Origin of the sequence: Streptomyces sp. NPDC006140 (genome assembly GCF_040628815.1) — a bacterium.
Taxonomy (GTDB): Bacteria; Actinomycetota; Actinomycetes; order Streptomycetales; family Streptomycetaceae; genus Streptomyces.
On record NZ_JBEXTS010000018.1, the window covers coordinates 83,274 to 100,324 of the forward strand.

The following is a 17,051-nucleotide window of genomic DNA, read 5'->3' on the forward strand; positions in this document are numbered from 1 at the left end:
TGGCCCGCCATGCGGGCCCGGACATCAGCTCCGGCGGCGGGCCAGGACGACCGCTCCCCCGCCGGCGGCGAGCAGGGCGAGCGCGCCGCCCACGAGGTACGGCGTGGTCGAGCCGCCGCCCGTCTCGGCCAGGTCCTCTTCCTCGGCGGGTGCCCCCTGCGGCCTGACGCCGGCGGGCGGGGCGGAGGGTTCGGCCGGGGGCCGGGCCGCGGCTTGCGGTGCGGGTGTCCGGCAGCTCGCCTCGGCCAGGGTGAGCGTGCCGGTGACCTCGGCGACGTTCAGCTTCCCCGGGTTCACGGACACCTTGAGTTCGAGGGCGGTGGCGGCGGCCGAACGGGCCGTCGTCCGGGTGCTGGACAGGTCCAGGCGCACCTCGCCGACGCCCGGTACCCGGACGTCCGTCGGGCCCCCGGCGGTCAGGGTCACGCGCTTGCCGAGGACGGTCACCGAGCCGGGCAGGTCGGTCGTGGCGACCGGCTCGCGGCCGACCTCGCAGACGGCCCGGGACGTGATCTGCTCGACCTCGATGAGGGACAGCAGCGGCAGGCCGGGGACGTGCAGGCGGGCGTGGGCCAGGGTGGTGCTCGCCTCGGCTTTCGCGGCGGTCGTCGTGGCGCTCGCCCGTGCCGCCTCCGCGCGCAGCACGCTGAAGGGCCGGCCGCCGTCCACGGCGTCCAGGCGGGCCGTCAGCGTGGTCTTCTCGGCGCTCCGAGGGGCCGCGACCTCGTTGAGGGAGACGGCGAGCGGGACGTTCACCGACTTGTTCAGCAGCGAGACGTCCAGGCCGGTGCGCAGGACGGCGGCGCTCGCGCGGCCGTGGTCGCCGGTGGCGTGCGCCGGGCTCACGCCGGTCAGGGCCGCGGGCCCGGCGGCGAGGGCCGTGGCCGTGGCGACGGTCGCCAGCCGGCGTGCGGGCATGCGGAAGGAAGTGCTGTTCACGGTGGGGACTCCCAGGAGAGACAGGCTCGGGACCCGCAAAGAATCGCGCCGCCCGGGGAACGGCGTCAGCGAACTGACGCCGCTTCACTCCAACGTGACGAGACCGACGGTGTATTCGAATCCCTCGGCACAGGCGTTCCCCGCCGTCACCCCTGGTGGCTAGCCGACCACGCGCCCGTTCAGCACCACGCGCCGCGGTGACGTCAGCACCCGTACGTCCGTGCGCGGGTCCTCGTCGTAGACGACCAGGTCGGCGGGGGCGCCCTCGTCGAGGCCGGGGCGGCCGAGCCAGGTGCGGGCGCGCCAGGTGCCCGCCGCCAGGGCCTCGACGGGCGGGATGCCGGCGGTGACCAGTTCGGCGACCTCCGCCGCCGCGAGGCCGTGGGCGAGGCCGCCGCCGGCGTCGGTGCCGACGAAGACGGGGATGCCGGCGTCGTAGGCGTTGCGGACGGTGTCGTAGCGGCGGGCGTGGAGCCGGCGCATATGGTCCGACCAGCGCGGGAACTTGGCCTCGCCGCCGTCGGCGAGCTGCGGGAAGGTCGCGATGTTGACGAGGGTCGGCACGATGGCGACGCCGCGATCGGCGAACAGCGGGATGAGGTCCTCGGTGAGTCCCGTGGCGTGCTCGATGCAGTCGATGCCCGCCTCGACGAGGTCCCGCAGGGAGTCCTCCGCGAAGCAGTGCGCGGTGACCCGGGCGCCCAGGCGGTGCGCCTCGGCGATCGCCGCCTCCACCGCGCCGCGGGGCCAGCAGGCCGACAGGTCGCCGAGGTCGCGGTCGATCCAGTCGCCGACCAGCTTCACCCAGCCGTCGCCGCGCCGGGCCTCCTGGGCGACGTAGGCGACCAGGTCCTCGGGCTCGATCTCCCAGGCGTAGTTGCGGATGTAGCGGCGGGTGCGGGCGATGTGCCGCCCCGCGCGGATGATCTTGGGCAGGTCCTCGCGGTCGTCGACCCAGCGGGTGTCGGACGGCGAGCCGGCGTCGCGGATCAGCAGGGTGCCCGCGTCCCGGTCGGTCAGCGCCTGCTTCTCGGCGACGTCCTGCGGGACCGCGCCGTGCCGGTCGAGCCCGACGTGGCAGTGGGCGTCGACGAGGCCGGGCAGGGCCCAGCCCTCGACGCTGTGGATGTCGCGGGCGCCGGCGGGGCGGTCGTAGGAGACGCGGCCGTCGACGACCCACAGTTCGTCCCGGACGTCCTCGGGCCCGACGAGCACCCGTCCCTTCACGTGCAGCACCGCGTGATCGCTCATGTACGGCACCTTAGTGAGCCGCCGGTCGTGGCCTGAAGGGGCCCGGTGTGCGGGATTCCGCCTCGAGGGGGACCGGTGCCTGGGGCTCCGCCGCGAAAGGGCGCGGGGGCCGCCGGTTACCCTCGATGCGGTCGAACCTGTGAGTGAAGAGAGCTTTGCCGTGACGCATCCGTTTCTGGACCTGGCCCCGCTCGGCGCGGACCGCTTCGCCGCGATCGAGGACAGCGTGGCGCGGCTGCTGAGCACCGATCAGGACGTGGTGATCATGCAGGGTGAGGCGCTGCTGCCGCTGGAGGGCGCGATCCGCGCCGCGGCCGGGCCGGGCACGACGGCGCTGAACGTCATCACGGGCCCGTACGGGCAGACGTTCGGCGACTGGCTGCGGGACTGCGGCGCGACGGTGGTCGACCTGGCGGTGCCCTTCCACACGGCGGTCACGGCCGAGCAGATCCGGCAGGCTTTCTCCGAGCACCCGGAGATCGACTTCGTGTCCCTGGTGCACGCGGAGGCCGCGACCGGCAACACCAACCCGGTCGCGGAGATCGGCGAGGTGGTGCGGGCGCACGGGGCGCTGTTCTACCTGGACGCGGTGGCGTCGATCGGGGCCGAGCCGGTGCTGCCGGACGCGTGGGGCGTGGACCTGTGCGTGATCGGGGCGCAGAAGGCGATGGGCGGCCCGGCCGGGGTGTCGGCGGTGTCGGTGAGCGAGCGGGCCTGGGCCCGGATGGCGGCGAACCCGAAGGCGCCGCGACGGTCGTACCTGTCGCTCCTCGACTGGAAGGAGCGGTGGATCGACGGCGGCCGCAAGGCGCTGCTGCACGCGCCGGCGCAGCTGGAGATGCTGGCGCTTCAGGCGTGCGTGGAGCGGATCGAGGCGGCCGGGCTGGACACGGTGATGGCCCGGCACGCGTCGGCCGCGGCGGCCACCCGGGCCGGGGCGCTCGCGCTCGGGGGCGGGCTGGAGCCGTACGTGTACGAGGCGCGGGACGCGGCACCGGTCGCGACGACGCTGCGGGCGCCGGCGGGGGTGGTGGCGTCGGAGCTGGTGGGCCGGGCCCTGGAGGCGGATCCGGCAGCGCCGGTGGCCGCCGGCGGAGGTGCCTTGGCCAAGGAGATGATCCGCGTCAACCACTACGGCGCGGACGCGACACCCGGCGCGGTACGGGCAAGCCTGACGGCACTGGGGGCCGCCCTGTCGGAGAAGGGGCTGTCGGTGGACGTGGAGGGGGCACTGCGGGCGGCGGAGACGGCGTGGCGGTAGTGGCCGCGGGCCGCCGGGGCGGTGGCGGGGGCACTGCAGGCCGCTGACGCGGCTTGGCGATGGCCGCCGGCCGCCAGGGCAGCGCGGCGACAGCCGCTGACCTCCAGACGGCGCGGCGGTCGCCGTCGGCTGAGATCCACCAGGGGTTCCTCCCTCGGCCCCTGGCCCCCAGCCAGCGTCGCCCGCGGACGCCGGACCGGCCGGATCATGGCGGTCGGCGGTACGCGGCACCCGGCGGTGCCGGGGGCCCGTGCCATGCTCCCCGTATGACCACCGACACGCCTTCCGGTGCCACCCTCCCCGACGGCCGTCCCGTCCCCCTGCTCACCGGCGACGAGCGGGCCATGCTCGAGAGCTGGCTCGACTTTCACCGGGCCACGCTGGAGCTGAAGTGTGCCGGGCTGGACGACGCGCAGGTGCGGATCCCCTCGGCGCCGCCGTCGCAGCTGACGCTGCTGGGGCTGGTGCAGCACCTCGCCGAGGTCGAGCGGAACTGGTTCCAGCGGGTGGCCGGCGGCGCCGACGTGCCGCCCGTGTTCGAGGACGAGACCGGCTACGCGCTGAATCCCGCGCGGGGCCTCGACGAGGCGCTCGGGATCTGGCGGCGGGAGATCGCGCGGGGGCGGGAGCTGTGCGCCGGGCTGCCGCTGGACCACGTCGGGCGGGTGGCCGGGGGGCCGGTGCCCGGGATGGAGGTCGGTCTGCGCTGGGTGCTCCTGCACATGATCGAGGAATACGCGCGGCACAACGGTCACGCCGATCTCCTGCGGGAACGTATCGACGGAGTGACCGGGGCCTGAATTACACGTGCTTTCCGCAACATCTCACATGTAAGCTGGCACACAATTAAGAATACTTCCAAGAACAGCTTCCCGTATTCTTATGCCCGCTTTTCCCGGTCGTAAACGCGTAGATTTTGAGGATACTCGGCGAGGCAATTCGGGGAGATCTCGTGGCGGTTACACGGCTGTGACGCGTTACACACTGTGACGGCTTTGCCCGGTATTATCCGGACAATATCGGGCATAACTCCGCCCTCTCCTGCGTGTCCTCGCGCCCGCGTGATAACACAGACCAGCCTCATTCGTAACCCCCACCGGCGATGCAATTTTGAATTTCGCTGGGTAAGTTCAATTCGCATGACTGCCGTACAAGCAGATCCGCAAATCGACCGCCCCACGGTGGCTGACGGAGCCGCACTCTGGCGGATGGCGAAGGACTCGAAGGTTCTCGACCTGAACTCGTCCTACAGCTATCTGCTGTGGTGCCGTGACTTCGCCGCCACGTCGGCCGTCGCGCGTGACGAGCACGGCGAGCCGATGGGCTTCATCACCGGGTACGTGCGGCCGGACAGCCCGCGCACCCTGCTGGTCTGGCAGGTGGCGGTGGACGAGGCCCACCGCGGGCGCGGGCTGGCGGCCGCGCTGCTCGACGGTCTGGTCGCGCGGACCGTGGCCGAGCGCGGGGTGACGACGGTGGAGACCACGATCACCCCGGGCAACACCGCCTCGGAGCGCCTGTTCACGTCCTTCGCCGAGCGTCACGGCGCGCGACTGGAGCGCGAGGTGCTGTTCGACACGGGCCTGTTCCCCGACGGGCCGCACGACCCGGAGGTCCTGTACCGCATCGGCCCGCTGCCCCACTGAGACTTCCCCACCGAGACTCCCCCCTGACTCCCGCAGACTTCGCAGACTTCCCCCACGCACCGAGGAGCGATTCGTCGTGACCATCACCCAGCCCGACCTGAGCGTCTTCGAGACCGTCGAGTCCGAGGTACGCAGCTACTGCCGCGGCTGGCCCACCGTCTTCGACCGTGCGGTGGGCAGCCGCATGTACGACGAGGACGGCCATGAGTACCTCGACTTCTTCGCCGGAGCCGGGTCGCTGAACTACGGGCACAACAACCCGGTCCTGAAACGCGCGCTGATCGACTACCTGGAGCGGGACGGCGTCGCGCACGGGCTCGACATGTCGACCACCGCCAAGCGCACGTTCCTGGAGGCCTTCCAGAACCTGCTGCTGCGCCCGCGCGACCTGCCGTACAAGGTCATGTTCCCCGGCCCCACCGGCACCAACGCCGTCGAGGCCGCGCTGAAGCTGGCGCGCAAGGTGAAGGGGCGCGAGTCGATCGTGTCGTTCACCAACGCCTTCCACGGCATGTCGCTGGGCTCGCTGGCCGTCACCGGCAACGCCTTCAAGCGGGCCGGCGCCGGCATCCCGCTGGTGCACGGCACGCCGATGCCGTTCGACAACTACTTCGACGGCCAGGTCCCGGACTTCCTGTGGTTCGAGCGGATCCTGGAGGACCAGGGCTCCGGCCTGAACAAGCCCGCCGCCGTGATCGTCGAGACCGTGCAGGGCGAGGGCGGCATCAACGTGGCGCGGCCCGAGTGGCTGCGCGCGCTGGCCGACCTGTGCGAGCGGCAGGACATGCTGCTCATCGTCGACGACATCCAGATGGGCTGCGGCCGTACCGGTGCGTTCTTCTCCTTCGAGGAGGCCGGCATCACGCCGGACATCGTCACCGTCTCCAAGTCCATCAGCGGCTACGGCCTGCCCATGTCGCTCTGCCTGTTCAAGCCCGAGCTCGACGTCTGGGAGCCCGGCGAGCACAACGGCACCTTCCGCGGCAACAACCCCGCCTTCGTCACGGCCACCGCCGCGCTGGAGACGTACTGGGCGGACGGCTCCGCGATGGAGAAGCAGACCCGCAAGCGGGGTGAGCAGGTCGAGCAGGCGCTGATCTCCATCACGGAGGAGAACCTGGCCGACGTGAAGGAGTACCGGGGCCGCGGCCTGGTGTGGGGCATGGAGTTCCACGACAAGGCCCGCGCCGGCAAGGTTGCCAAGCGCGCCTTCGAACTCGGGCTGCTGATCGAGACGTCCGGCCCGGAGAGCGAGGTCGTGAAGCTGCTTCCCGCCCTCACCATCACGCCCGAAGAACTGGACGAGGGCCTGACGACGCTGGCCCGTGCCGTCCGCGAGACCGCCTGACCAACCAACCGGCACCACCCCACCTAGGAGGCATCGCAGCACCGTGATTGTCCGTTCGTTCAAGGAGATCGAAGGTACCGACCGGCACGTGAAGGCGGCGTCCGGCACGTGGGAGAGCAAACGCATCGTCCTCGCCAAGGAGAAGGTCGGCTTCTCCCTGCACGAGACGGTCCTGTACGCGGGCACGGAGACGTCGATGTGGTACGCGAACCACATCGAGGCCGTCGTCTGCGTGGAGGGCGAGGCCGAGCTGACCGACCACGAGACCGGGAAGTCGTACACCATCACGCCCGGCACCATGTACCTCCTGGACGGGCACGAGAGGCACACGCTGCGGGTCAAGCAGGACTTCCGCTGCCTCTGCGTGTTCAACCCGCCCGTGACCGGACGGGAGGACCACGACGAGAACGGCGTATACCCGCTGCTCACCGAGGAGGTGTGACGTTTCCATGACGACCATCACCGACACCACCACCGGTATCCCGGACCTCTACCCCAGCCGCGGCGCCACCGAGGTGCTGACCCCGCGTCAGGACCCGGTCGTCTGGGGCGCGCCGGACGCGCCCGGCCCGATCGATCCGGCCGACCTGCTGTCCTACGAGCGCGACGGCTTCCTCGCCATCGACCAGCTCATCACGGACGACGAGGTCGCCGTCTACCGCAACGAGCTGAACCGGCTGGTGAACGACCCGGACATCCGTGCCGACGAGCGGTCGATCGTCGAGCCGAAGTCCAAGGAGATCCGCTCGGTCTTCGAGGTCCACAAGATCAGCAAGGTCTTCGCCGACCTGGTCCGTGACGAGCGGGTCGTCGGCCGGGCCCGGCAGATCCTCGGCTCGGACGTCTACGTCCACCAGTCGCGGATCAACGTCAAGCCGGGCTTCGGGGCGAGTGGCTTCTACTGGCACTCGGACTTCGAGACCTGGCACGCCGAGGACGGTCTGCCGCGGATGCGCACGGTGTCGGTCTCGATCGCGCTGACCGAGAACTACGACACCAACGGCGGTCTCATGATCATGCCGGGGTCGCACAAGACGTTCCTCGGGTGCGCGGGGGCCACGCCGAAGGACAACTACAAGAAGTCGCTGCAGATGCAGGACGCCGGGACGCCCTCCGACGAGGCGCTGACCCAGCTGGCCTCGCAGCACGGCATCAAGTTGTTCACGGGCAAGGCCGGTTCGGCGACCTGGTTCGACTGCAACTGCATGCACGGCTCGGGCGACAACATCACGCCGTTCCCGCGCAGCAACGTGTTCATCGTGTTCAACAGCGTGGAGAACCCGGCGGTGGAGCCGTTCGCGGCACCGGTGCGCCGCCCGGAGTTCATCGGGGCGCGGGACTTCACTCCGGTGCGGTGACGTGACGGTGTGACACAGCTGCCGGGTGGGGCCTCCTCGTGTGGGACGGGAGGCCCCACCCGGTTTTCTCATGCCTTCATGCCTTCATGCCTTCAGGGCGTCCAGGAGCCGGTCGACGTCCGCCGCCGTGTTGTACAGGTGGAACCCGGCGCGCAGGTTCCCCGCCCGGTCCGACACCTCGATGCCCGCCCGGCTCAGCTCCCCCTGCCGGTGGCCGAGCCCCGGCACGGACACGATCGCCGACCCGGGCGAGGGCACCGGCGCGTGGCCCAGTTCGGCCAGCCCGGCGCGGAAGCGGTCCGCGAGGGCGACATCGTGGGCGTGGACGGCGTCGACGCCGATCTCCTCGATCAGTTCCAGGGAGGCGCGCAGCCCGGCGTAGCTGAAGAGGGACGGGCTGATGTCGAACCGCCGTGCCGACTCGGCGAGTTGCTCGACGGGTCCGTAGCAGCTCTCCCAGGGGACCTCACCGGCGACCCATCCGGCGAGCAGCGGGGTGAGTCCGCCGAAGTCCGGCGGGGCGACGAAGAACGCGGCCCCGTGCGGCCCCAGGAGCCATTTGAAGCCGACGGCGGCGAGGAAGTCGTCCGCGTCGGCGTCCATCGGCAGCCAGCCGGCGGACTGGGAGGCGTCGACGTAGGTGCGGGCGCCGTGCGCCCGGGCGGCCTCGCGCACGGCGGGCAGGTCGGCGAGGCGGCCGTCGGCGGACTGGACGGTGCTGACCGCGACGAGCGCGGTGCCGGGCCGGACGGACTCGGCGAGCCGCTCCAGGGGGACGGCCCGCACCTTGAGGTCGCCGCGCGCGTGGAACGGGTGCACCAGGGAGGCGAAGTCGCCCTCCGCCGTGAGGACTTCGGCGCCGGCGGGCAGGGCGGCGGCGATCAGCCCGCCGTACTCGGCGATCGAGGCCCCGGTCGCGACGCGCTCGGCCGGCACGCCGGCGAGCCGGGCGAAGCAGGCGCGGACGATCTCCACGTTCTCGTACAGGGGACCGATGGGCGTGCCGTCGGCGCGCATCCGCACCGCCTCGTGCAGGGCGGTGACGGTACGGGCGGGCAGGAGCCCGTTGCTCGCGGTGTTGAGGTAGCTGCGCTTCGGGGCGAACTCGGCACGGACGAGGTTCTCGAAGGTCTCCATGGGACCACTGTGCGGCCCCTGGATCTCCCCGTCCATTGCCGATTTCTGCGTGATGTCGCTAAGGAACGCTTATATATGCGCTCCGAGCTGCGCGTTCAGCGCTGGGGCACCGCGCAGCCGTCCGGGCCGCAGGCGTCGGCGCCGCCGGCCTCGCCGCCGTCGACGATCTTCAGCGGCGCGCGCTCGCCGTACGCCTGGGTCAGGGCCTGGGCGAAGATCTCGGCGGGCTGGGCGCCGGAGACGCCGTACTTGCGGTCGAGCACGAAGAACGGCACACCGCTCGCGCCGAGCTGCGCGGCCTCGCTCTCGTCGGCCCGCACCTCGGCGGCGTACGCCTGCGGGTCGGCGAGCACCGCACGGGCGCCCGCCGCGTCGAGACCGGCGGCCGCGGCCAGCTCCACCAGCCGCTCGTCGTCGTTGAAGACCGAGCGCTCCTCGGCGAAGTTGGCCCGGTACAGCAGGTCGAGCAGCTGCTCCTGGCGGCCCTGCTCCTTGGCGAAGTGGAGCAGGCGGTGCATGTCGAAGGTGCTGCCGTGGTCGCGGCCGCGGGTGCGGTAGTCGAGGCCCTCGGCGGCGGCCTGGGCGCCCAGGTTGTCCTCGCCCGCCTCGGCCTGGGCCGCGCTCATCCCGTACTTCCTGGTGAGCATCGTGATCACGGGCTGGATGTCGTCCTTGGCACGGCCCGGGTCCAGCTCGAAGGAGCGGTGCACCACCTCGACGTCGTCGCGGTGCGGGAAGTCCCGCAGCGCCTTCTCGAAGCGGGCTTTGCCCACGTAGCACCAGGGGCAGGCGATGTCGCTCCAGATCTCGACGCGCATGTGTCGGCTCTCTCCAGGTCGTACGGGTACGGAGACTCCCTCCGCCGGGTGCATGAACGTTCAAGCAGCGTGGTTCATTCCCCGGGCACCGTGAAGCACAGCCGGAGGTGGTGGTCGTCCGGGCCGGCCGGGTGCTCCGGGTCGGGGACCCAGCCCTGGCGGGCGTAGAAGCCCTGCGCCCGCTCGTTGCCCGTGTGCACGTCGAGCACGGCAGCGCGTACGCCGTCGACCCGCCACTCCTCCACGCAGGCGGTGTGCAGGGCCGTCCCGATGCCGGACCGCCACCGGTCCGGGTCGACGTGGAACTGCAACAGCTTGACGACACCCGGCGGACCTCCCTCCGGTCTGCGGAAGCAGGCGAGGCCGGCCAGGCCGCCGTCGTGCACCGCGCACAGCACCCGCCCGCCGGGGCGCGTGATCGCCTCCCGCCAGCGGGCCCGCCAGTCGGCCCCGTCGTCCGGGAAGCCGTCCGGGTAGTACGTGGCCCGGGCCCGCCGGTGCAGCGCGGCGACCTCCCCGGCCTCGGCGGGCAGAACGGTCCTGATGACCAGGGGTGCGACGGTTCGGCTCTCTTCGATCATGCCGCGGAGGACGTGCCCGCCTGCGGCGCGGTTCCCAGCCGGCCGCGCCGGGCGTTCAGCTGCCGTCCCTCAGGTCCTTCGGCCACTCCGGCCGGAACTCGATGTGGTCGTACGTCACCACGCAGCCCTCCCCCATCGGCGACTGGGCCATGAAACCGACCAGGGCCGCGCCCGTCTCCTTCTCGTCGCCGAGGGTGAAGAGGCGGACGAAGGTCCACCGTTCGCCGTCGCGGGAGGCGTGGAAGGCGAACGCGCGGCCCGTGCGGCTCACCCGGAGCCAGACAGAACTGCCGTCGACGGTGAAGGAGTTGGCGTCGTCCGAGTGCCCCCGGGTGACGACCGTGCAGACGGTGGGGACGTCCGGGGAGTACTCCAGGCAGAGCTTCGCCCAGGCCCGCTCCCCCACGTGGACGTAGAGCACCCCGGCGTCGAAGGCCGCGCCGAACCCGACCGTGACCTTGGCGATCAGCTGGAAGTCCCCTTCGGGCGCCCCCAGCAGCCGCGGCGCGTCGGAGGCGGGGTCCAGCCCCTCCCCGGTGGGCGGCACAAACCGATCCTGCCGCGCCCCGGCCCACCCGGTGAGCACGCCGCCCTCGTAGGACCACTGCGCCTCGGGCCCGTACGTGCGCAGAGGGAAAGGAAGTTCGGGAAGTTCCAGTTCCATTCGACCAAGCCTTCCAGTTCCGCCCCCAAGGGGCGCGGGGAACTGCGCGATCAACCACAACGCGCCGACAGCCCGCAATCCACCCGCGCCCCTACGGCGCTTATCGCTCCAGCCGCCCGTTGAACCGCCGAGGCAGGCCCAGCGGGTTCTCGTCCCGCAGCTCCGCCGGAAGCAGCGCCTCCGGAGCGTTCTGGTAGACGACGGGCCGCAGCCACCGCTCGATCGCCGTCCCACCCACCGACGTGGACGTCGACGTCGTCGCCGGGTACGGCCCTCCGTGATGCTGCGCCGGCGCGACGGCGACACCCGTCGGCCACCCGTTCACCAGCACACGCCCGGCCAGCGGCGTCAGCTCCTGCAGCAGCTCCGCGCCGCGGCCCTCACCCGCCGCCTCCTCCTCGGACAGCTGCACCGTCGCCGTCAGGTTGCCCGGCAGCCGCGACAGCACCGCCTTGACCTCGGCATCGTCCTCGTAGCGGGCCACCACGGTGACCGGCCCGAAGCACTCCTCGAGGAGCAGGTCGTGCTCGCCCTCCTGGGCCAGCCTGCTCGCCGGGACGGTGAGGAAGCCCGCGCTGACGGTGTGCTCGCCGCCCGCGCCCGGCGTGACCGGGGATTCGACGTCGGGCAGTTCGGCCCGCTCGGCGACGCCCGCGACGAAGTTGTCGCGCATGCGGTGGTCGAGCAGGACCCCGGCGTCGGTGTCGCTGACGGCGTCGGTCAGGGACTTCAGCAGGGCGTCACCGGCGGCGCCGGACGGCGCGAGCACCAGGCCCGGCTTCACGCAGAACTGGCCGACGCCGAGCGTCATGGAACCGGCGAGGCCCGAGCCGATCGCCTCGGCGCGCTCGGCGGCGGCGGCCTCGGTGACGACGACCGGGTTCAGGGAGCCCAGCTCGCCGTGGAAGGGGATCGGCACCGGACGCGCGGCCGCCGCGTCGAACAGCGCGCGTCCACCGCGCACCGACCCGGTGAAACCGGCCGCCGCGACCAGCGGGTGCTTGATCAGCTCGACACCGGCCTCGAAGCCGTGGACCAGGCCGACGACGCCCTCGGGGATGTCGTGCCGGGCGGCGGCGCGGCGCAGCACCTTGGCGACGTACTCGGACAGGCCCGGGTGGTCCGGGTGGGCCTTGACGACGACGGGGCAGCCGGCCGCGAGGGCGCTCGCGGTGTCGCCGCCGGCGACCGAGAAGGCGAAGGGGAAGTTCGACGCCGAGTAGACGGCGACGACGCCGAGGGGCACCTTGTAGCGGCGCAGGTCCGGGATCGGCGGGGTGGCCGTGTCGTCGGGGTGGTTGATGACGACGTCGAGGAAGGCGCCCTCGTCGACGATGTCGGCGAAGGCCCGCAGCTGGTAGCAGGTGCGGGCGAGCTCGCCGGTCAGCCGGACCGGGCCGAGCGCGGTCTCGGCGTCGGCGGTCTCGACGAGGCCGTCCTTGGCCGCCTGAAGCTCCTCGGCGGCGCTGCGCAGGAAGGCCGCGCGGACCGTGCGGTCGGCGAGGGCGCCGCGCACCTCGTGCGCGGCGCGGACGGCGGCGTCCACCTCCTGGGCTGTGGCCTCCACCGCAACCTGTTCACGCTGCTTCCCGGTTCGGGGGTCGACACTCCAGACTGGTGCTGCTGCCACCGCGGGTCCCTCCACACATGTATTGCCGCAGTACTGGGTCATCCACCAGGGACGTTCGATATACTGAACGCTGTCTCTGATGATGAATATGCTGTGGAGACTATTTCCCGTCGAACGAAGGGGTCAAGGGCGATGTCGGCTGGCGAGACGGGCGGCGGGGCGCAGGTCAAGTCCGCGGTGAGAACGGTTGAACTGCTCGAATACTTCGCCGGGCGTCCCGGTATGCACTCCCTGGCCTCGGTCCAGGAAGCCGTCGGGTACCCGAAGTCCAGTCTCTACATGCTGCTGCGCACCCTGGTCGAGCTGGGCTGGGTGGAGACGGACGCGACGGGCACGCGGTACGGCATCGGGGTGCGGGCCCTGCTGGTCGGCACGTCGTACATCGACGGCGACGAGGTCGTGGCGGCGGCCCGGCCGACGCTGGACCGGCTCTCGGACGACACGACGGAGACGATCCACCTGGCCCGTCTGGACGGCACGAACGTCGTCTACCTCGCCACCCGCCAGTCGCAGCACTACCTGCGCCCGTTCACCCGGGTCGGCCGCCGGCTGCCCGCGCACTCCACGTCCCTCGGCAAGGCGCTGCTGAGCACGTACTCGGACGAGCAGGTCCGCAAGATGCTCCCGGAGACGCTGCCGGCGCTGACGGAGAACACGATCACCGACCGGGAGAAGCTCATCGAGGAGCTGCACCAGGTCCGCGAGCAGGGCTTCGCCGTGGACCGGGAGGAGAACACGCTGGGGCTGCGCTGCTTCGGCGTGGCGATCCCGTACCGCACCCCGGCGCGGGACGCGATCAGCTGCTCGGTTCCGGTGGCCCGGCTGACGCCGGCGCACGAGCAGTTGGTGAAGGACGCGCTGTTCGACGCGCGGGACCGGCTGACCCTCGCGACGCGGAGGCTCTGAATCCATGGAGGTCGCACTCCGACCCGTCCACGACAGCGACCTGCCGGTGTTCTTCCGGCAGATGAACGACCCCGAGTCCCTGCACCTGGCGGCCTTCACCGCCAAGGACCCCGCCGACCGGGCCGCCTTCGACGCCCACTGGGCGAAGATCCGGTCCTCGTCCGACGTGGCGCGGACCGTCCTGGCCGACGGCGACGTGGTCGGCCACGCGGCGGTGTACGGGGAGCCGGGCGAACGCGAGGTGACGTACTGGGTCGACCGCGCCTACTGGGGGAAGGGCATCGCCACGGCGGCCCTGCGGGCGCTGCTGACCGAGGTGCCCGAGCGTCCCCTGTACGCCCGGGCGGCTTCGGACAACGCGGGGTCGCTGCGCGTCCTGGAGAAGTGCGGGTTCCGCGCCTCGGCCACGGCCCGGGGCTACGCGCAGGCCCGGGGCGCCGAGATCGACGAGACGGTGCTGATCCTGGAGGGCTGAGCCGCCCTCCCCCGTCCGGTCCTGGAAGGTTGAGCCCGCCCTCCCCCGTCCGGCGGAGGCGGATCGTCGCCGCGCAGGAGGTGCCGCCGGCCCGCCGCGCGGGAGCCTGAGCGCATGACGCAGTCACTCGCTCCCGCCTCCGTCGACGGACCCGCCGTCCGTCCCAGCCGCCCCCGGCGCGTCCTGCGTGCCGTCGCCGTCCTCTCCTGCGTGCCGTACCTCGGTCTCAAGGCCGCCTGGATCGCCGGGAGCCGCGTCGGCATCCCCGAGGGCAGCCCGCTGCTCGACGACCGCCTCGCCATGGCCGTGATCAACGGCGTCTCCGTCCTGCTGGACAGCGCGGTGATCGTGCTGGCGCTGGTGCTGACCCGGCCGTGGGGGCTGCGGGTGCCCGCGTGGCTGCTGGCGTTCCCCGTGTGGGTGGCGACCGGGCTGCTCGCGCCGATCATGGCCGGGTTCCCGGCGCAGCTGGTCGTGCGGGCGTTCGGCGCGGGTGAGTCCCCGGGGAAGGAGCCCTTCCTGGACGAGTGGGTGTTCGCCGTCGTGTACGGGGGGTTCATCGCCCAGGGGCTCGCGCTCGGCGGTCTCTTCGTGCTCTACGCCCGCGACCGCTGGGGGTATCTGTGGCGCGGCCGGGTGGGGGACCTGCCCGTCGGGGTCCTCGGGCCGGCGCACCGGGCCCTCGCCGTCGCGGCGGCCGTGCTCGCCCTGCTGCCCCTCACCCTGCACGCGCTGTGGGCCTGCGGCGTCACCGCGGGGCTCAGCGAGGGACGCGCGGCGGACCGGGGCGGTGACTTCTACGTCCTGGAAGCCGTCTTCGTGGTGTTCCTCGTCGCGGCCGTCGCCGGCGGCGTCCTGCAGGCCTTCCGGCGCGGGCGGGCCCTGCCCGTGTCGGTGCCGCTCGGTCTCGCCTGGGTCGGCTCCGGCGCGGTGGCCTGCTGGGGCGGCTGGCTGTCGCTCGCCTCGCTCGGCGGTGCCGGGAACATCGCCGACCGCCCCACGCCGCTGATGAGCCTCGCCTACGCTGGGCAGATGCTCGTCGGCCTCCTCGTCGCCGCCATCGGCGCCTACTCCTTCGCGGAGCGCTCGGCCCGGGCCGAGCGGGCGGCGGCGTGAGGGGTTTCGCCCGGTTCCTGCTCGGGCGGCGGGCCCGGCAGCGCTGGATCCACCTGATCCTCGGCGGCGCGCTCGCCATGCCGTACTTCCTGGTCGGCTCGGTGATCCTCGGCCCGGTCACCGGCTCCACGGACCTCTTCGGGTCCTTCCCCCTCCAGCTCGCCTCGTTCGGCGTGGGCCTGCCGATCGCCGCCGTCACCTCCCTGTTCCCGCTGACCCGGCCGCTGGAGTCCGCCGCCGTCCGCTGGCTGTGCGGCGTCGACGCGGACCGGCTCGCCCTCGGACCGGCCCGGACCCGGGACGAGAAGGCCCGCACGGCGGCCTGGTTCACGCTGCATCTCGGGGTGGGCGGGATCATCGCGGGGATGTCGCTGGCCCTGCCGCCGTTCGCCGCCGTGCTCATCGTGCTGCCGGTCTTCGCGGGGCTGCGCGGTACCCGGCTCGGGCTGCCCGAGGTCTTCGACCACGCCTGGGCACTGGCGCTCGCCCCGGTCGTGGGCGTGGCGTCGCTCGTCGCCCTCGCCGGCTGCGCGGCCGGCTGCGGCGCGCTGCTGGCCCGCTGGGCGCCCGCCCTGCTCGGCCCGTCGCCCGAGGACCGGCTCGCCGCCGCCGAGGCACGCGCCGCCGACCTGGCCGTACGCAACCGGCTGGCCCGGGAGCTGCACGACTCCGTGGGCCACGCCCTGAGCGCGGTCACCCTCCAGGCGAGCGCGGCGCGCCGCGTCCTCGACTCCGACCCGGAGTTCGTCCGCGAGGCCCTGGCCGCCATCGAGGACACGACCCGGCGTACCGTCGGCGAACTCGACGCCGTCCTGGGCGTGCTGCGCGAGGGCGACGCCCCCGGCACGGCCCCGGCGCCCACCCTGGCCGCCGACCTCGACGGCCTGCTGTCCCGGACCCGGGCGGGCGGCGCGCGCGTGTCCGCCACGGTCGACGCCGACCCCGGGGCGCTGCCCCCGCTGCTGTCGCGCGAGGCCTACCGCATCGTGCAGGAGGGGCTGAGCAACGCCCTCAGGCACGCCGGTGGGCGGGTCGCCGTGGAGGTGCGGATCGCGGTGGCGGGCGGGGACCTGGAGATCACCGTGGAGAACCCGGTGACCGGCACCGCGCCCTCCCGCCCCGGCGGCGGCCACGGGCTGCGCGGCATCGCCGACCGGGCGCGGCTGCTGGGCGGCACCACGACGGCGGGCACCGCCGGGCCGGCCGGAGACCTCTGGCGTCTGCACGTACGCCTGCCGATGAAAGGACCCGCATGACCAGCCCGACGCCGATCCGTGTCGTCCTCGCCGACGACGAGCGCATGGTGCGCACCGCGCTGCGCGCCATACTCTCCGCCGAGCCGGATCTGGAGGTGGTGGGCGAGGCCGCGACCGGCGCCGAGGCCGTGTCCGTCGTCCGGGAGGTGCGGCCGGACGTCGTCCTCATGGACGTCCGGATGCCGGAGACCGACGGCATCCGCGCCACCGAGCAGATCCTCGCCACCCTGGACGAGCCGCCCCGGATCGTCGTCGTGACGACGTTCGAGAACGACTCCTACGTGTACGACGCGCTGCGCGCGGGAGCCGCCGGGTTCCTGCTGAAGCGGGCGGACGCGGACGCGCTGGTGCAGGCGGTCCGGCTGGTGGCGCGCAGCGACAGCCTGCTGTTTCCGGCGGCCGTGCGCACGCTCGCGGCCGAGCACGCCCGCGCGCACCCGGCGCCGCCCGCCTGGGTGGCGAAGCTCACGGCACGCGAGGGGGAGGTGCTGCGGCACATGGCGCGGGGGCTGACCAACGCGGAGATCGCGCGCCGGATGGCGGTCGGCCCGGCCACGGTGAAGTCGCACGTGGCGGCGGTGCTGGCCAAGACGGGGACCCGGGACCGCACGCAGGCGGTCATCGCGGCGTACGAAGCGCGCTTTCTGAACGGCGGATGAGAAAAC

General features: G+C 72.7%; 18 protein-coding genes. 11 read left to right on the forward strand and 7 right to left on the reverse strand.

Annotated elements, in window-relative coordinates:
• Positions 1–24 precede the first annotated feature (24 nt).
• Together ABZ386_RS34995 and ABZ386_RS35000 are read right to left on the reverse strand one after the other, a co-directional pair.
• Positions 25–939 carry an SCO1860 family LAETG-anchored protein gene (locus ABZ386_RS34995; RefSeq protein ID WP_358967618.1) on the reverse strand — a complete coding sequence of 305 codons (915 nt, stop codon included), beginning with the start codon at positions 937–939 and terminating at the stop codon, positions 25–27.
• Between the two features lie 159 nt (positions 940–1,098).
• Entirely contained in the window at positions 1,099–2,190 is a 1,092-nt protein-coding gene (locus tag ABZ386_RS35000; protein ID WP_351346741.1) for an amidohydrolase family protein, read from the reverse strand.
• A gap of 160 nt (positions 2,191–2,350) precedes the next feature.
• Between ABZ386_RS35000 and ABZ386_RS35005 the strand changes: the two genes are divergently transcribed.
• The 6 genes from ABZ386_RS35005 to thpD all read left to right on the forward strand — a co-directional run bounded on the left by ABZ386_RS35005 (position 2,351) and on the right by thpD (position 7,803).
• Entirely contained in the window at positions 2,351–3,451 is a 1,101-nt protein-coding gene (locus ABZ386_RS35005; RefSeq protein ID WP_351346743.1) for an aminotransferase class V-fold PLP-dependent enzyme, read from the forward strand.
• Positions 3,452–3,717: 266 nt separating this feature from the next.
• Entirely contained in the window at positions 3,718–4,251 is a 534-nt protein-coding gene (locus tag ABZ386_RS35010) for a DinB family protein (protein ID WP_358967621.1), read from the forward strand.
• Between the two features lie 339 nt (positions 4,252–4,590).
• Entirely contained in the window at positions 4,591–5,097 is a 507-nt protein-coding gene (gene ectA / locus ABZ386_RS35015; RefSeq protein ID WP_190049214.1) for a diaminobutyrate acetyltransferase, read from the forward strand.
• Between the two features lie 76 nt (positions 5,098–5,173).
• Positions 5,174–6,445: a diaminobutyrate--2-oxoglutarate transaminase gene (gene ectB, locus ABZ386_RS35020; RefSeq protein ID WP_351346748.1), complete on the forward strand. Its 1,272-nt coding sequence runs from the start codon at positions 5,174–5,176 to the stop codon at positions 6,443–6,445.
• A 43-nt stretch (positions 6,446–6,488) separates the two neighbouring features.
• Positions 6,489–6,887 (forward strand): ectoine synthase, encoded by a 399-nt coding sequence (locus tag ABZ386_RS35025; RefSeq protein ID WP_351346750.1) that lies wholly within the window; start codon positions 6,489–6,491, stop codon positions 6,885–6,887.
• A 16-nt stretch (positions 6,888–6,903) separates the two neighbouring features.
• Positions 6,904–7,803 (forward strand): ectoine hydroxylase, encoded by a 900-nt coding sequence (gene thpD, locus ABZ386_RS35030; protein ID WP_198678409.1) that lies wholly within the window; start codon positions 6,904–6,906, stop codon positions 7,801–7,803.
• 84 nt (positions 7,804–7,887) lie between these two features.
• Here thpD and ABZ386_RS35035 read toward each other — a convergent pair whose 3' ends face one another.
• The 5 genes from ABZ386_RS35035 to ABZ386_RS35055 all read right to left on the reverse strand — a co-directional run bounded on the left by ABZ386_RS35035 (position 7,888) and on the right by ABZ386_RS35055 (position 12,633).
• Positions 7,888–8,940: an aminotransferase class V-fold PLP-dependent enzyme gene (locus ABZ386_RS35035; RefSeq protein WP_356614397.1), complete on the reverse strand. Its 1,053-nt coding sequence runs from the start codon at positions 8,938–8,940 to the stop codon at positions 7,888–7,890.
• 95 nt (positions 8,941–9,035) lie between these two features.
• Positions 9,036–9,758, reverse strand: coding sequence for a DsbA family oxidoreductase (locus tag ABZ386_RS35040; RefSeq protein ID WP_358967623.1), 723 nt, complete (start codon positions 9,756–9,758; stop codon positions 9,036–9,038).
• Positions 9,759–9,832: 74 nt separating this feature from the next.
• Positions 9,833–10,339, reverse strand: a complete 507-nt coding sequence (locus ABZ386_RS35045) for a GNAT family N-acetyltransferase (protein ID WP_351346756.1) — start codon at positions 10,337–10,339, stop codon at positions 9,833–9,835.
• A 55-nt stretch (positions 10,340–10,394) separates the two neighbouring features.
• Positions 10,395–11,003 (reverse strand): DUF1349 domain-containing protein, encoded by a 609-nt coding sequence (locus ABZ386_RS35050; protein ID WP_351346758.1) that lies wholly within the window; start codon positions 11,001–11,003, stop codon positions 10,395–10,397.
• Positions 11,004–11,103: 100 nt separating this feature from the next.
• Positions 11,104–12,633: an aldehyde dehydrogenase (NADP(+)) gene (locus ABZ386_RS35055; RefSeq protein ID WP_358967626.1), complete on the reverse strand. Its 1,530-nt coding sequence runs from the start codon at positions 12,631–12,633 to the stop codon at positions 11,104–11,106.
• Between the two features lie 132 nt (positions 12,634–12,765).
• Between ABZ386_RS35055 and ABZ386_RS35060 the strand changes: the two genes are divergently transcribed.
• The 5 genes from ABZ386_RS35060 (at position 12,766) to ABZ386_RS35080 (ending at position 17,045) form a co-directional block, all read left to right on the forward strand.
• The gene (locus ABZ386_RS35060; protein ID WP_031117296.1) at positions 12,766–13,539 is read left to right on the forward strand and encodes an IclR family transcriptional regulator; all 774 of its coding nucleotides are present in this window, start codon (positions 12,766–12,768) and stop codon (positions 13,537–13,539) included.
• A gap of 4 nt (positions 13,540–13,543) precedes the next feature.
• Positions 13,544–14,014 (forward strand): GNAT family N-acetyltransferase, encoded by a 471-nt coding sequence (locus ABZ386_RS35065; protein ID WP_351346763.1) that lies wholly within the window; start codon positions 13,544–13,546, stop codon positions 14,012–14,014.
• 114 nt (positions 14,015–14,128) lie between these two features.
• The gene (locus ABZ386_RS35070; RefSeq protein WP_355727683.1) at positions 14,129–15,130 is read left to right on the forward strand and encodes a hypothetical protein; all 1,002 of its coding nucleotides are present in this window, start codon (positions 14,129–14,131) and stop codon (positions 15,128–15,130) included.
• Positions 15,127–16,386 carry a histidine kinase gene (locus ABZ386_RS35075; protein ID WP_351346767.1) on the forward strand — a complete coding sequence of 420 codons (1,260 nt, stop codon included), beginning with the start codon at positions 15,127–15,129 and terminating at the stop codon, positions 16,384–16,386. Before ABZ386_RS35070 ends, ABZ386_RS35075 begins: the two co-directional genes overlap by 4 nt.
• On the forward strand, positions 16,383–17,045 hold the full coding sequence (locus ABZ386_RS35080) for a response regulator transcription factor (protein WP_351346769.1): 663 nt from the start codon (positions 16,383–16,385) through the stop codon (positions 17,043–17,045). Before ABZ386_RS35075 ends, ABZ386_RS35080 begins: the two co-directional genes overlap by 4 nt.
• The last annotated feature ends 6 nt before the right edge of the window (positions 17,046–17,051 follow it).